General features: G+C 40.2%; 7 protein-coding genes. 1 reads left to right on the top strand and 6 read right to left on the bottom strand.

From position 1 onward, the window contains the following. Window positions 1–6: 6 nt before the first annotated feature. From CLIN57ABFB40_RS01840 to CLIN57ABFB40_RS01815, 6 genes are all read right to left on the bottom strand, one after another. Entirely contained in the window at window positions 7–2,868 is a 2,862-nt protein-coding gene (locus tag CLIN57ABFB40_RS01840) for a SusC/RagA family TonB-linked outer membrane protein (protein WP_175628641.1), read from the bottom strand. A gap of 27 nt (window positions 2,869–2,895) precedes the next feature. Beyond that, a complete protein-coding gene (locus tag CLIN57ABFB40_RS01835; protein WP_175628640.1) occupies window positions 2,896–4,734 on the bottom strand; it encodes a RagB/SusD family nutrient uptake outer membrane protein in 1,839 nt (612 codons plus the stop codon). Between the two features lie 21 nt (window positions 4,735–4,755). Then, the gene (locus CLIN57ABFB40_RS01830) at window positions 4,756–7,995 is read right to left on the bottom strand and encodes a SusC/RagA family TonB-linked outer membrane protein (RefSeq protein ID WP_254871683.1); all 3,240 of its coding nucleotides are present in this window, start codon (window positions 7,993–7,995) and stop codon (window positions 4,756–4,758) included. 32 nt (window positions 7,996–8,027) lie between these two features. Next, a complete protein-coding gene (locus CLIN57ABFB40_RS01825) occupies window positions 8,028–10,271 on the bottom strand; it encodes a DUF5722 domain-containing protein (protein ID WP_175628639.1) in 2,244 nt (747 codons plus the stop codon). Between the two features lie 111 nt (window positions 10,272–10,382). After that, window positions 10,383–12,152: a hypothetical protein gene (locus tag CLIN57ABFB40_RS01820; RefSeq protein ID WP_175628638.1), complete on the bottom strand. Its 1,770-nt coding sequence runs from the start codon at window positions 12,150–12,152 to the stop codon at window positions 10,383–10,385. 54 nt (window positions 12,153–12,206) lie between these two features. Further along, a complete protein-coding gene (locus tag CLIN57ABFB40_RS01815) occupies window positions 12,207–13,370 on the bottom strand; it encodes an IS4 family transposase (RefSeq protein ID WP_175628393.1) in 1,164 nt (387 codons plus the stop codon). Window positions 13,371–14,323: 953 nt separating this feature from the next. On the opposite strand from CLIN57ABFB40_RS01815, the gene CLIN57ABFB40_RS01810 reads away from it, so the two are divergent. After that, window positions 14,324–15,067, top strand: coding sequence for a glycosyl hydrolase family 28 protein (locus CLIN57ABFB40_RS01810; RefSeq protein WP_262886941.1), 744 nt, complete (start codon window positions 14,324–14,326; stop codon window positions 15,065–15,067). The last annotated feature ends 114 nt before the right edge of the window (window positions 15,068–15,181 follow it).

The raw sequence follows: 15,181 nt of genomic DNA, 5'->3' as shown, positions 1-15,181 counted from the left end.
ATACGATTAAAAAGTTAAGCTTACTCCGATATTATACACTCTGTAGGGTTGGAAGCTACTCATTCCTGACACTTCCGGGTCAATATACTTGGAACGCATCTTATCAAAAGTAAGCAGATTCTGCCCGCTCAATGAGAAACGGATATTTTCTGCATTAATTTTTTTAGAAATATGTTGGGGCAGCGTATAAGCTATCTCCATATTCTTCAGGCGCAGATAAGAGCCATCCCACACAAAGAAACTGTTGGGATGATGATTGGTCGAACTATTCAACGACAAAGCAGGATATTCTATCTTCTCCCCGTTGTTCCACCGCTCCTGCGTCCAAGCATGCTGATGAATATCATTGAACACGCCCTGATAAATATTTTCGTACACACCGGTTCCGCTCATTAGCCGGGACACTTTATTGACTCCCTGAAACAGTACGCTGAATTCCAACCCTTTATACTTGAATCCGGCAGAGAAATTATAACTTTGACGGGGAAGGTTGGAATATCCGATAGGCGCCTTATCCTTTTCGTCAATCACATTATCACCGTTCAGGTCCTGATAGATAAAGTCACCGACACGAGGCGATCCGAAAGCGTAAGTCAATCCGCGGGCTTCTAGTTCTTCCTTGAAATTGAACATACCGTTACCATTGCTATAATCGATGAGATATCCCCAAATCTGTCCCAACGTTTGTCCTTCAGTACGATAACGGTAAGCATAGTCAGCGGAGTAAGGGGATTCATTGACACTAATCACTTTGTTTTTATTGAAACTGAACGAACCACCGGCATAAAATGACCAATCATCATTCAGGCGTTTCGCATACATCGCTTCTACTTCAAAGCCGTGATTCTCCATCTTTCCCCAGTTAGTCCGCGGATAATTACCCAAAGAGACACCCTGATATTCGGGAATGGTGCCAGCACTATTTATCAGCATATTGTCACAGAGCGACTTATACCAATCAAAAGATACTGTCAGTTCATTGAACAGCCCTAAGTCGAATCCATAATTCTGCTTCTTCATTTTCTCTGCAGTCAGATTCGGATTACCTTTCAAACCTTCATTACCATTTACATCAATGTAGTCTAAATATAAAAAACGCTCACCTCCAAACTGGTCATTTGCCGTAATACCATACGACGCTCGCAATTTCAGATTGCTCAACCAGTCTGCTCCGTTCATAAAGGCTTCGTCCGACACAATCCATGCACCTGAAATGGCAGGAGTTGCTATATAGCGTTTATCCGGATGAAACTGTTCCGAACCGGAATACCCCACGTCAGCCTTAATGAAATAACGATTCTTGTATCCATATGTAGCAGTCAGTCCGAGACTTTCGCGTTTGTATAGCATATTGCTTTTCTGTAACTCCTGATTGAGATAAAATATATACCCCATGGCATCAATGCTATGGTCACCGAACACACGGCTGTAATTGGCATTGGCATACAGGTTCAGATTATAATCCATCGCAGAAGCTTTACTATATACAAGCGGGGTATTGGCAGCAGAACCCTGCTGAGTGAAATACAATCCGTTCATATCTTTGGTTCGGATATAACGCTCGAAGTCCTGCTTAGTAAAGGTTTGGTTGCACGTACTAGTCTGATAGGCCATCACCCCTCCGATAGACAAACCTTTGGTCAAAAAACTCAAGTCTACATTCAATCCTGACTGGGCGGTGATATTTATAGAAAGACTCTTGACATATCCCGAACGGTTCAACATTCCGTATACCGGATATGTCTCGTCTTCATGAGTCACCACCTGGCCTCCATTCTCATACCCCTCTCCGCTTGGAGTCAGCGGGCCGTACATAGTGGGCGGCAAGGCAAACAAATGGCTGTAAATTTCCAGGTTCCCGAATCCGGCGGTTTTTTCGTTTTTAATATTTCCTGCTAGACGAAGAAAACCACTCAAATAAGAATTGAACTTCACATCCACATTGGAACGGAAATTAAACCAGTCATTTTTCGGTTCCGGATTGTATTTCCTATCCGGCTCTTCTACTGTTTTGAAAGGCGATTGTTGATGCAAATAATTAATATTCGAAAAGTATTGTACTTTCTCATTACCTCCACGAACAGTTACTCCCGCACGAGACATCAGCGTCAGCGGACGAACAAACATATCATACCAGTTATTATTCGGATACAACTCGCTATCACCTGCTTGAAACTGTTCGGTATCCCATTGCGAGAATTGAGAATAGCGTCCTAACCCGTCATTATAGCCCGCCTGGTTTCTTAAATTCACATATTCGCCTGAATTGACAAAACGAGGCGTACGGGTCATTTGCTGGAAAGACTGGTCATACGTGACCGTCACGTTTGCCCTGCCGATAGAACCGCGTTTGGTTTTAATGGATATCACACCGTTTGCTCCCTGGATACCATACAATGAAAGCACAGCGGCATCTTTCAATACGGTAACGGACTCTATTTCCTCCGGTGTAATATAAACGTAATTGGTATTTGGACATAAAACACCGTCCAAAATAACCATCGGTGTTGTTCCATTGATAGAGGAAAGACCGCGTATCCACCAGGACATACCTGGATATTCTGTTGTATAAGCACCTCTTGACAGTTCCGTATCTCTCTCCTGTGTCGTCAGACCGGAAAGACGTCCGACAAATGTTCGGGGAAGGTTAGCATCCGGCGTTTTCTCTAATTCTGTTCCGAACACTCTCGATACAGCTCCTGTCACCGCTCTTTTGGGCAAAGATATATATCCCAAGTCAATCCTCTCATCCTTATCCGAAATCTGAGACTCTGCGAAAGCTACCTCCTGTCCCAAACTTGCTGTTGCAGGAACCAACAGGCAAACAGACATGACGTATGCGGATATTTTATTCTTTATGTTATTCATATTCTATTTTTTCTATTTATACTAATATTACCAACCGGGATTTTGCCAATTAACTCCGGTAACCGCTTCCAAACGAGCCGCTTCTTCTACCGGAAGAGGTAAAAGCAAATCACGCATATCGCATCCTCCACGTTCTTTTGTCCAAATATTATATCTCCGATACTCAAATGTTCCGTCAGGCTTCCGAATAGGGCGCATGCCAGTCAACCAACGGCAGGTAGCCTTCAAATCTCCATCAGGTTTCTGCCAGCGGCGCAAGTCGAAGTAACGGCACTCCTCCCAAGCCAATTCTACCTGTCGCTCGTTGCGTACACGCAAAATCATTTCCTCCTGAGATAAATTATCCGGCAACTCAGGCATACCTACCCGAGCCCTTATTTCATCTACCGCATCTTTCGCATCAGTCAGATGACCGGCTTCTGCCGCTGCTTCGGCATAATTCAAGATAATTTCCGCCAAACGAAAATATTTCCAAGGAGGCGTCTGAACATTATATTGTGAACCACCACCAGCTCCCGGCTGTACAAACTTACAATGATAATAACCTGTACGGGTATAGTCATCTACTCCAGGAGTCAAATCAATGGCATTTGCTCCACCCTCAAAAGTCTCCACCTTTCTCGGAATACCCTGATACGTATAATCAGCGCCATTATACAACATGGTTTCAACCATACGTGGATCGCGATTTTCATATGGATTATTCTCATCATACATACTGTTGTTACTATTAAAATTTGGCTGCAAATGCTTCTCGTCCAAATAAGGTTTTTCCAAACTCAGGATAGGTTCACCATCTATCGTATTAAACGCATCAGCCAATTCCTGTGTAGGACAAGTACCTGCCGAATAAGTCTGGTCTAACCCACTTCCGATATAACCGATGTGCCATACAAAACAAGTGTACCCATTATTCTGCCAAATTGTTTCTTTATCACGAGGCTCCGCACTGTAATCGGCCTGCAGATTGATTAATTGGCGAAGAGCAGCAGCTTTGCCCGTTCCGAAAGTATTAGGGTCTGTACATACTTTAAACAATTCATACCCGTTCTCTTTCAATTGGTTGACAGCCTGTCTATTTTGTTGATACGCCTCCTCCCAATAATTTTCTCCTCCATTAAACAACGGACTGGCAGCAAATAACAGCATTTTCGATTTAATAGCCCATGCCAATGCTTTCGTTGCCCTTAAAGCTTCAGAAGATGAAGTCAGTCTCCATGGCAAATGTTCTGAATAAATCGCTGCATCACAATCTTCTTCAATGAATTTAGCTACATTATAGACCGATTCACGTGTTAATGTGGAAAAATCGGCATCAAAACTGACGGACTCTCTTAAAATGGGGAGTTTACCGAACCATTTCACCAATTCCGAGTAAAAATATGCACGCAAGACATGCGCTTCTGCACGAAACCGGTCACGTTCTACTTCACTACGTACGGCAGCATTATCAATATGTTCCAAAAATTGAGAACATAACCGAATCTGTGTCCAATAACGTCCCCAATAATTATTTGTATTCCATAACCAGACTTGGTCGTCTCCTAACCAAGCATCTCTGAGAGGATGGTAGGACGCTGATTCATTGCCAGCATAAATGCTAGCAACCGCAGCATCTCCACTATCCCACGAGGTCCATCCGTCGTCACTCAAAGCTGTTGGTATTGTTTCCCATCCCCAGTAAAAATATCCTTTACGCGGAAGATTCGCATAACAAGAGTTTAAGAAGGCACCTACCTTGTCCGGGTCGGAAAAGACTTCCTCCATTGTCAATGTCCCGTCCGGAGCCACATCAAGTACATCCGAACATGAAGTCAATCCACTTAGGACTATCACAGAAGATAGCAGCCAATATTTTAGTTTCATATAAGTTATTCCTTTCTTCTATTAAAATACAACATTCACACCGAAATTCACCATTTTTGTCAACGGATAGTTCACCTCCCAACTTTGTTCCGGATCAATCGTATTTGTCTTGATCTTCTTCCAAGTAATCAGGTTATTTCCATTAACATAGACACGTACCTTGGATAACCCGATTTTTTGCAAAAATGGCTTGGGAAGAGTGTATCCTAATTCGATATTTTTCAGTCGCAGGAAACTGCGGTCCATAATAAAATAGTCGTTAGCTATATGATTGGTATTTGCCACCGCGGCCAAGGCGGGGTACTCTATCTTCTCACCATTAGCATAACGCTCTGGAGTCCATGCATGTAAATGTACATCCGTATAAATACCTTCATTACCCAATTCCGTAGCTCCCCAACTATTATACAAACGAGAGGCCTTACCGATACCTGAAAAATGGAAGGAGAAATCGGCACCTTTCCATTCCACCGCTCCAGTCAATCCGTATGTAATACGTGGGACATCCGTATATCTGATAGGTGCCAGGTCTTTTTCACTAATTTCACCATCACCATTCACATCCTGATACTTGAAATCTCCTAAACGCGGTGTACCAATTTTATACATTTTCTTCGCCTCTTCCAGTTCTTCTGCTGTATTGATATACCCGTTTCCATTGCTGTAATCTATCAGATAACCAAACTGCTGTCCAATGCTGTAACCGGTCTTACGATATCGGTATGCATAGTCCTTGCTCAGAATAGCTTCATCCATATTGCGCTGTTCGTTTTTATTATAAGCAAAGTTCCCCTTGATAGAGAAAAACAATCCCGAATCCATCCGTTTCTGATAGCCGGTTTCAATTTCAAATCCCCGGTTGTCGACTACTCCCATGTTTACTTTTGGCAGATTATTGATAGCTACTCCTTGCAACTCTGGAACAGTACCTCGGACAATCAGAATGTCTTCGCGCTTTTCTTTGAAATAATCGAATGAAAAGGAGAAATCATTAAACAGTTTCAAATCAATACCATAATTTTGTTTGTATGCTACTTCCCAAGTCAGATTCTCATTTCCAAGTTTTCCCATATTGATAGCCTGACCACGTCCTAAAGACGAAACAAAGCCACCGCCTGTAGAGATATTGGTTAGATATAGGAAACGTTCATCCCCCAGTTTGTCATTACCAACCTTACCATACGAAGCGCGTAACTTCAAATGAGTAAGAACTTTATTATCACGCAGAAAAGCTTCGTTGCTGACAACCCACCCGGCAGAAAAGGCCGGAAAAAAGCCGAAACGTCGTTTTTTAGCAAATTGTTCGGAACCATTATAACCCACATTTAATTCTGCTAAATAACGACTATCGTAAGCGTATGTGGCACGTCCGGAAACACCTAACATATTATAAGGTAGATCGGCAGCCGCTTTTTGCCAATTATCACGTTGCATCAACGCCATGGCAGAAACATCATGTTTACCAAACTGACGGGCATAATTGATAGAATACTGCAAGTTTAAGTAGTAATTGGATGCATTTGAACGACTGGGAGCACCGATTACATTCTGTTGGTTGACCATTACAGCTTTATAATAACACTTCTCTTCTGCTGTTCGTGCCGGTGCCGCCTGATAAAGGTCAAACAAGCGAGTGGCAGTAAGAGAGGTAGAAGAAGCAGCATCAAATGCAACCATGAATTTCGTACTCAGACCTTTGGTAATGAATCCCAATCCCCAATCGAGGGTCAAAGATGAATTAAGATTCATATTGGTACTTTCCTGCCAACCACGCCTGTTTAAATCTCCATATTTATTAGATTTTGCATCTGTTGTAAAAATAGATGCGACCACTTCATTAAACGGAACTTCTGTTCCTTCCGGTGTTGTATATCCAGCAGCCGTTACCGGTCCTGGGGCAGTAGGAGGAGTAGCCCAAACACGAGCTATCATATCTGCAGTCATACTATTCACATCTCCGTTATATAAATCTCGGCATTGTGGAGAATTGACCTTTTCAAGATAAGAAGCTAAATTCAATGACAATTTCAAGTTGGATACCAAATTGAAATCAAGATTAGAACGGAAATTATACCGGTTCATTTTATAGCTCGGATCATATCCTAACGATTCCTTGGACTCTGTTTTAAATTGTCCGCCCTGTCCAATATACCCGACGTTGATGAAATAATTAATTTTCTCCGTACCACCATTCATATTCACATTGACACGTGTCTGAGGTGCCCATTTCTTAAAAAAGTCCGACATGACATCACGGTCCGGATAAAAAACGGGGTCAGATCCATTCTTATACATATCAATCATGTAGTCCGTATAGGGTAATTCGCCTTCGGATCCGTCATTCTGAAAAGCTTGATTACGTAAAGCAGCATACTCCCACGAATGAATCCGATCTATTTTGGTTACAAATTGCTGTAAACTATAATCTACAGAAACACTTAACTCAGCTTTACCTACTTCTCCTCTTCGAGTAGTAATCAAAATAACTCCATTAGCCCCCCGAACTCCAAATACAGCCGTTGCAGAAGCATCTTTCAAAATTGTAACAGAAGCTACCTCATTCGGGTCTAGTGTGGAAATCCCGTCACGTGGAACACCATCAACCAGCATCAGAGGGCTCACTCCATTAGTCGTACTGGCACCGCGCAAATAAAGCATCACACCATCTGCTCCAGGACGTCCGGAAGTCTGCATTGTGCTCAATCCCGGCAAACGTCCCGAAAGCGCAGCTGCCAAATTGGCCTGAGAACTTTTCAGCAAGTCTTCCGTCTGGATGGAAGCAACGGAACCTGTTACCGAGATTTTCTTCTGCGAACCATAACCTACTACTACCACTTCTTCCAATGCTTTTGAATCTTCCGACAAAACGACCGTCACAAAGTTTCGTCCCTTCGTGGCTATTTCTTTTTTCACATATCCGATATAGGACACTTCAATAACCGCATCCGGTTTTACACGAAGCGAGAATGCACCATCCAAATCGGAAATCACACCATTTCCATGAGCATTTTTTTCTATGACATTGGCACCAATTACCGGTTCACCATTCGTATCAATCACTTTACCGGTCAGCACTTTCACTTGAGCTACTTCTTCCGGTACATTGCTTAGGAAAACCTGACTTTCCGTCTCATTTGCCGAATATATATTCGACGAATACAGCGAAGCGGAAATCAAGAACAACAGTAACATCTTTACTTTACCTGTCTGTTCACAACTTGGTAAGGTAGAGTGACTATACCTGTTAAACAATTGCTTCATTTTTTTTCAGATTAGTTAGTATTTAAGAGTCATCAATAATCCGTTACATCGTGCATAATCTCATCCCAACTATTGACACCGATATATTTTAAATACGGATTAAGCACTTCGCTTTCTTTCGTCGTCCCGAATGCCTGATAGACATACCATGACGGTTTTCTACCCCATTCACCATACTTCGGATCGTTTCTCCGATAATGCAATCCCAAATTCAGATTCCCTTCCACATCATTATCCGAGATAGCATGCCAAATCAACGTTTGAATGCCTGACAAACGTTTCACTTTATTTAGTGCGTATGCAGCACATGCAGCCTGAAGCTGGAGTTCCTCATCTGTATAATTGGGAGTGCTGGATCCATTTTCTGTCAACCAGCAGTCACGTTGCTTTATACCTTTATACTTATTGGCGGGCATTTTCATCCATTTATCCAAAACTTCAAGATTTTTAAAAGTTAACAAGCGAGTATTCATTGAGAAAGTGGCGCTTGGGTCAAGCCAGGTTTTTGAACTGAACTTTTCCGGATAAGAATGGTAACCTACCCCCCAATAGAAATCTCCCTCTTTCGCACTAAACTGATTCAACAGGTCGAAAATTTTCTTTACCGAGAATTCTGTTCTTGTAGGTTTAATGCTCTCACGTGTCCACGATTGTGTCACTGGCACTAAAATCTGTGCATGAGGATTATACTGATGAATAATGTTATGTCCTATACGGAAAGACTTGGTCAGATAATCCACGTAATAAGTCAATGGTTTGTAGCCAATGTTATTCCAGTTGAAAGGGTCATCTACCTCATTGTGCAAGACATAACGGTGAATACGTCCGTGTGTACCGTCAGAATACCTGGAAGCAAGGAAATCAAGTGCTGCCGCATAATAGTTCACACTTTCCGGTTGGTCAAGATTGACCATCGAGAAAGTTCCGGTAATTCCTTCCGGTTCGGAATAATCGGGATGCTGAAGAAGCATTCCTAATTCATGATCATAATTATGATATGCATTGGGATCCTTGGGTGTCTCAGGACGAATAGTAATGACTACAAAAACAGCAACATTGCGTTTTTGATATTCCAACAATTCCTGATCTGTACTTTCAAAAAAGCCTTTACTAAAATAATAATCTTTTCCACAATAACGATGAACAATCACCTGGTCATGAGCAGCTTGTGCCTTTGCCTGGGAAGACCACATCACAGCTGTGACCGGGATACCCTTCATCACAGCTTTCAGTCCTAACGCATCCAAATCCGCCAGTTCCAACGGAGTACCTCCCGACTCTCCGCCTTTAGTAATATCTCCCTGATAATCAGGTATAGGAGACGCTTTGGATTGGTCAATCAGGTCGGCATCCACATAACGTCCGAAAGAGAGCAATTCATCTTTATCATTTACAGTACGCACCAATGCCCATTTAGACAACAAACGATCATATTTGCAACCGTCATATTCGGTGATGCGATCGAGCGTAACCATGAATTTTCCGTTAGTAATATCTGTCTTGCATTTTTTCAACTGAGTCAGAAGTAGCAAATTTTCATAAGGAGTTACTTCAACTAAACTACATGTTCCACTTCCGTTATAACAACCTGTAATGGTCACTTTGTCTGCCGTCACCTGCACTTGGGTAATTTCCGAAACATAACTGTTCTTCAAATAGTTGGTTAGCTCTGTTTCCAGTTTCTCAATTGACTGTAGCCTGTTCTTTTCCGCTTCTATAGCCTCCAGCTCCACACTATTCATACCCCTCAAACGGATGTTACGCAAATAAATCATCACATCCTTATCGCCTCCCAAATCTATCCGAAGATAATCTTGCGAATTTCCCCAACTATATTTTTCGATTGCGGTATACAGATTACACGAGAATGTTTTCCAAGTACTAGGCGAAGCTTCTACGCTGCCACAATTTTCCATACGTTCAGCTGACAATGGATTAGCAAAAAATACTTGAATTCCATCTATTTTCTTGGAAGACTTATATTCGAATGTCAAGACGACAGAGTTTTCCGGATTTTTTCTTTCCAAAGGAACTGTACAGATCCAAGGGTCTACCCCCGTCGTCAGTATTTTGTATTCTCCATTATTGCTTTGGTTTATAGTCAGGTCATTGACTGAACCTGTATTTATTTTCAAGTTGTTGACTGATGTTTCTTGTTCAGGAGACGTCGGTTTATTGCCCTCTACCTCATCTTGAATAGGATCGCTACTGCTACAAGCACATATAACAGTCACACCAAGAAACAAATAAAAAATATATGTGTATAATAATCTCATAAAAATCTTTCTTTTTTCAATGTATTTATGCTAATTATTAGTCACTCCGAACATATCTCGGAATGACTAACAATATTCCTATCTTAGTTTCTTCTGGAAAGAGAAACAAGTTTATTGCGCAGGAACAAGTTTCACGTTTTTCACTTTCACATTTAAAGGTTTACCAAACTCTTCTCCATTCGGATCTTGCATTGAGATACTGTAAAAATGTATACGGAGCTTTTGTCCTTTTCCTCCCCAGTTACTATGATTAGCACGATTCGTTAGGGGCGAACTGTATTTCTTCCACTTACTATCCGAACATGCTTCTGTCCCTTTAGAATTTTCTTCCGGCAGATTATCTCCACCACCATTTTCCTGCCAATACAATACACGGAATGCATCTAAAGCAATTGGTATTTGATATTCGAATTCCAAATTATAGGTTACGCCAGCAAGTAGTTCTGATTCTAAAGCTTTTGTAAACACTTCATACTCCGTATATTCACCACCATTTAGCCCCGCAAAATTACCGGTAAAAGTGATATCATATTCACCATTATTTTCGTCGAACGTGGTTAGTCCTTTTTCTATTTGATATCCTGCAGCTTCAAGGAATAATTTCACTTCACCTCCAACAGGCTTTTCATCTTCACGTTTTTCTCTTACATACAAATGAACATCCTTAAGTTCCAGTTTATCAAGACCGTTTTTTTCTGGATGCGCAAAATCAGCGCCAACATCACGAATCATAAAACGAATCTGTTGGTCATTTTCATCTACATTAAGTCCCCATCTAGGAACTTTTGTTGTTATTGAACGCGACAAGTTATGTGTAAAAGTAGCCCAACCATCCTTATCAGGTTTATTGTTAGCACTTGCCGTAACCTTACTTTCAGTAAACGAGGCCGGCCAATCTTCGCTCGGATTATCAAAGGGATAAAGTCCGGTATTCAAAACAAAATCAACATTAGCTTTGTATTTAAAAATCAACTCTACCACTTGTTCTTCTTCTACAATCAAAGAACGAGTCAAAGGGTCAGTTGCTATATAATGTTCAAGAGCAATTCCCGAAGCGTTATAACTGTCATCTATAAGAAGCGTATATTCATCACCACTTTTTGTAAAAGAGATCCCACTATATATTCCATAGGTGTTTTCCATATTCCAGTGTGCTCCACGATTCGGAGTAAATGTAAGTGGATATTTATTAAAGTCGGGATCCTCAACAGGGTCAGGATCCTCGTTCGTCTCTTCCAAATAGATGTCCTTAATCTTAAGGATTGTATTTGCGGCAACTTTGATATTGAGACGAATCATATTATCCTTAATTCCCCAATTATATGTTTCCATATCTCTTGTCAACACAAAACCAGCAACCGCATATCCGTTTTCATCCACGTCTACATTCTTACTGGAAGCCAACACTCCTTTATATACCTCTTCACTGGCTGTAGGTGTCAGATATTGCAAACCAAGCCGACTGATTTCCGTGTCACACTGATATAGGAATGTCAGTTTGACGTTCCTTTTTACCAGGTCTGCTTCTAATGGTTTTGTCACAATAAAGTGTTCATCTCCTTCTGCAAATGTCAGTTGGTACCCGTTCTTTTCGCCTTCAATTTTAGATACTGTTATATTCTTCTTCGCTTCCACTCCAGCAGGAAAATTCGTTGTACCATCTACATCAAAGAATAAAGCAGTTCCTTTAGTATCAGGTAGCTCCGGTTCATCACCTTCATCCCCCCCCGGATTTACAGGTGTTTCAGGTTCATCCACTAGCTTGTCATCATCATCGCCACACGAACCGGTTAGACAAGCAAATACCATTATCAGACTTAATGCCATCAAGTGACGCATTTTTCCATTCAAATGAAGTACATCATTCACTAAATTACTCATTAATTTCATAATTAAATTCACTAGTGTCCCGTTAAAATCGGGACGAGTTATTAATTAATCAAATAATCCCGGAATAAGGGGATTAAATTGTTCTTTGACATCATTGAAATTAGTCTTATTAAACAGCTCTTGTAAAGGCGTTTTATCTGTTAATGAGATGCTAAGAATCTGCAAGACCTCATAAGTTGAACGATTCAGTTGCATATCATATTGTACAATAGCTACTAAACAATAGGTGATGATAGCAACACTAATCTGTATTCGAACCGCATTCTCGGTAGTACCCCAGAACCTTTTTATCTTAAGGTGTTGTTTCAGCCATTTGAAGAAAAGTTCCACGAACCATCTTTTCTTATAAAGATTGGCAACATCAAGTGCAGATATGTGTTTGGCATTCGTCAGGAATGTGAATTCACGATCATCCTCTTCATCATAGAAACGGATGACTCTGAATGATTCAGGATACTTCTTTCCAGAAGTGTACCCTATCAGTTTCACTTCCGCATCTGAAAGGATATTTTTCGGCATTCTACGCTTCCATTTACAGAACTTGCATTTCAGATTAGACTTCGCTCTGACTACAAAGAAAGAACCTGTAAGATGAATCCGATAAAGTTCTTTAAACGAGTCATACGCTCTGTCAAATATATAATAAGCATTTGGCTCATAATTAATTGCGGACATTTCTGTTGAATCATGCCTGGATGCTGTAGTTACTGTATAAAAGGCTGGAAGTTGTGCTTCTATGTCATAAAGGACATGAGCCTTAACTCCACCTTTTTTCTTACGGAACTTCGCCCAAGGGAATGTAGCCAAACATAAAGGAATTGTAGTGGAATCAAACGCATACTTCCTTCCTGGAATATCCAAGATGTGAGTCGATCGTTTTTCACATGCTTCCTTCATCATATAGAAAGCAAAATCTTCGAAGATTCTGTAATCCCGATTCTGATTGGCAGATGCAAGCGTAGTTTTGGCAATGGGCTCACGACCCAATCCCAAATGATAACGCTTTCCTTGATGTGCTTCCAAAGCTACAATCAAGTCACGAAGACTTTCACGATTACTGAGTTGACCGAACATCATTGCAAGTAACTGACTCCAGCAAGTGAAATGTTTCACATAACGATTGCCATCATACTTGTCTACAAGTCTTCTGAACTTATCATTGTTCAAGAATTCTACTAACTGAGCGAAAACATATTTATCTTGGTTCATTTGAGGTCACCTTAATTGACCTCAAAGGTATGATTTCAAATCGTCGCGCCTAAAAAGTAGTATCTAATAGACTATATTTCAATTATTTCAAAGAACTATTTATCCACTTTTACGGGACACTAATGAATTAAATTATATTCATTAGTTAGTATAAAGTTCGTATTCTAATACCTGCTAGTAGCCTTTATAGAAAAGAAACACCTGCTAAGAAGAGGACACAGTTAATTTTTACTCTTCTGCGATTATATATAAATACCTATTAAGAAAACATCTTTTGTAAAAAAAAGAATCAGGATATCATTTCTAATAAGACTACTCACAGATGATGAATGTCAAGAAAGAGGAAGCATCTACACCAAAAGATGCAATAAATGATTTCAAGTATACATAATATTACTATTTAAAGGTTAACTACTTTCGAGCATATAACGTGTTACATAGGCACTTTTTTAATGATTACTATTGAATCTTCACGTCTATTACTCTTTACATCCGCAAAGATAATATTCTTATCTCAAAAAAAACATAATCATTTTGATTGCAACACTATCATTTTTGACACTTAGTGCTTTGGTCTTATCTTTCCCCTACTTGAATTTCCCAAACAAGTAATTAACCTCTTCCATTTTATATTTTAATTATAATAATTAAGGTACGCGCGTATGCTCTATAAATTATGCGTTATAAAAACAATCAATAATTCCGTTTTAAAGAATAACAATGACATAAGTGACTTTCCGGTGCTCACCAACCGTATGAAAGGACAAACTCTAATATACTATTCTATGGAACATTAATCAATACAAACGGAGTGGACGGATTTTCTATTTCAGGAAAAGACATACTCAATGGAATGGCTTCCTCTTCTGGAGAGCATTTTGGCTACGTCTAAAATGGAATCCGAAATGTACTAATATGGCCGAACAAAGACCTCGTATCATTTATTTGTCCAATTGCAAAATGTGCAGGTAGGAGGTATAAAAATAGCCAATTCGCCCTACTGGAGTACGCACTACTACAAATGCTGTAATTTGAAACTTTTGAGTCTTCACATTACTACTCCCCGTAAGCCTATGGAAGCCCCCAGCACAGATGCTGTAGACCTGGACGTCTGCAAAAATGTGCTGATAAAAAATTGCTATATGTCAGTATGCGATGATGCTGTATGCCTGAAAGGCGGCAAAGGGCCTTGGGCAGACCAGGATGCAAACAATGGCAGTAATGAAGATATTATTATTGAGGATTGTCAATACGGCTACTGCCATAGTGCCCTGACCTGTGGAAGTGAATCTGTACATAACCGGAATATTATCTTTCGCCACAGTACGGTAGACAAAGCATTAATTCTCCTGCATTTTAAGATGCGTCCCGACACTCCACAAAAATATGAGTATATCTTAGTAGAAAATATAAAAGGAAACGCAACAAGCTTTATAACCATTGCTCCATGGTCTCAATTTTATGATTTGAAAGACCGGAAAGATATTCCGCTTTCCTATGCCGAGAATATCACAATGCGCAACATTGATTTGAAATGCAATATTTTCTTCAATGTAAAACCGTCTAAACAATACCAACTATCAGATTTCTATTTCCAGAATCTACATATACAAGCAAAAGAAGGCGATATCGACAAAAGTATTATAAAATCTTTTATGACTAAAAATGTTACGATAAATTCACAAAAGATAGAATAATAAAGACTAATCAGTATTCCTTTTATTTCTTCCTAAGAAATACTCAACATGGTTGAAATAGAAGGAATACTTTCAGCGACAGATTTAATATTACAAATAATTATTGTAACTATG

The organism is Bacteroides acidifaciens (assembly GCF_903181435.1).
Taxonomy (GTDB): domain Bacteria; phylum Bacteroidota; class Bacteroidia; order Bacteroidales; family Bacteroidaceae; genus Bacteroides.
This window is presented reverse-complemented; position numbering and strand designations above follow the sequence as displayed.

Excerpts from the sequence above, each read along its gene's own strand:
- CLIN57ABFB40_RS01840 (WP_175628641.1), bottom strand. The coding sequence starts at position 2,868 with ATGAATAACATAAAGAATAAAATATCCGCATACGTCATGTCTGTTTGC.
- CLIN57ABFB40_RS01835 (WP_175628640.1), bottom strand. The coding sequence starts at position 4,734 with ATGAAACTAAAATATTGGCTGCTATCTTCTGTGATAGTCCTAAGTGGA.
- CLIN57ABFB40_RS01825 (WP_175628639.1), bottom strand. The coding sequence starts at position 10,271 with ATGAGATTATTATACACATATATTTTTTATTTGTTTCTTGGTGTGACT.
- CLIN57ABFB40_RS01820 (WP_175628638.1), bottom strand. The coding sequence starts at position 12,152 with ATGAGTAATTTAGTGAATGATGTACTTCATTTGAATGGAAAAATGCGT.
- CLIN57ABFB40_RS01830 (WP_254871683.1), bottom strand. The coding sequence starts at position 7,995 with ATGAAGCAATTGTTTAACAGGTATAGTCACTCTACCTTACCAAGTTGT.
- CLIN57ABFB40_RS01815 (WP_175628393.1), bottom strand. The coding sequence starts at position 13,370 with ATGAACCAAGATAAATATGTTTTCGCTCAGTTAGTAGAATTCTTGAAC.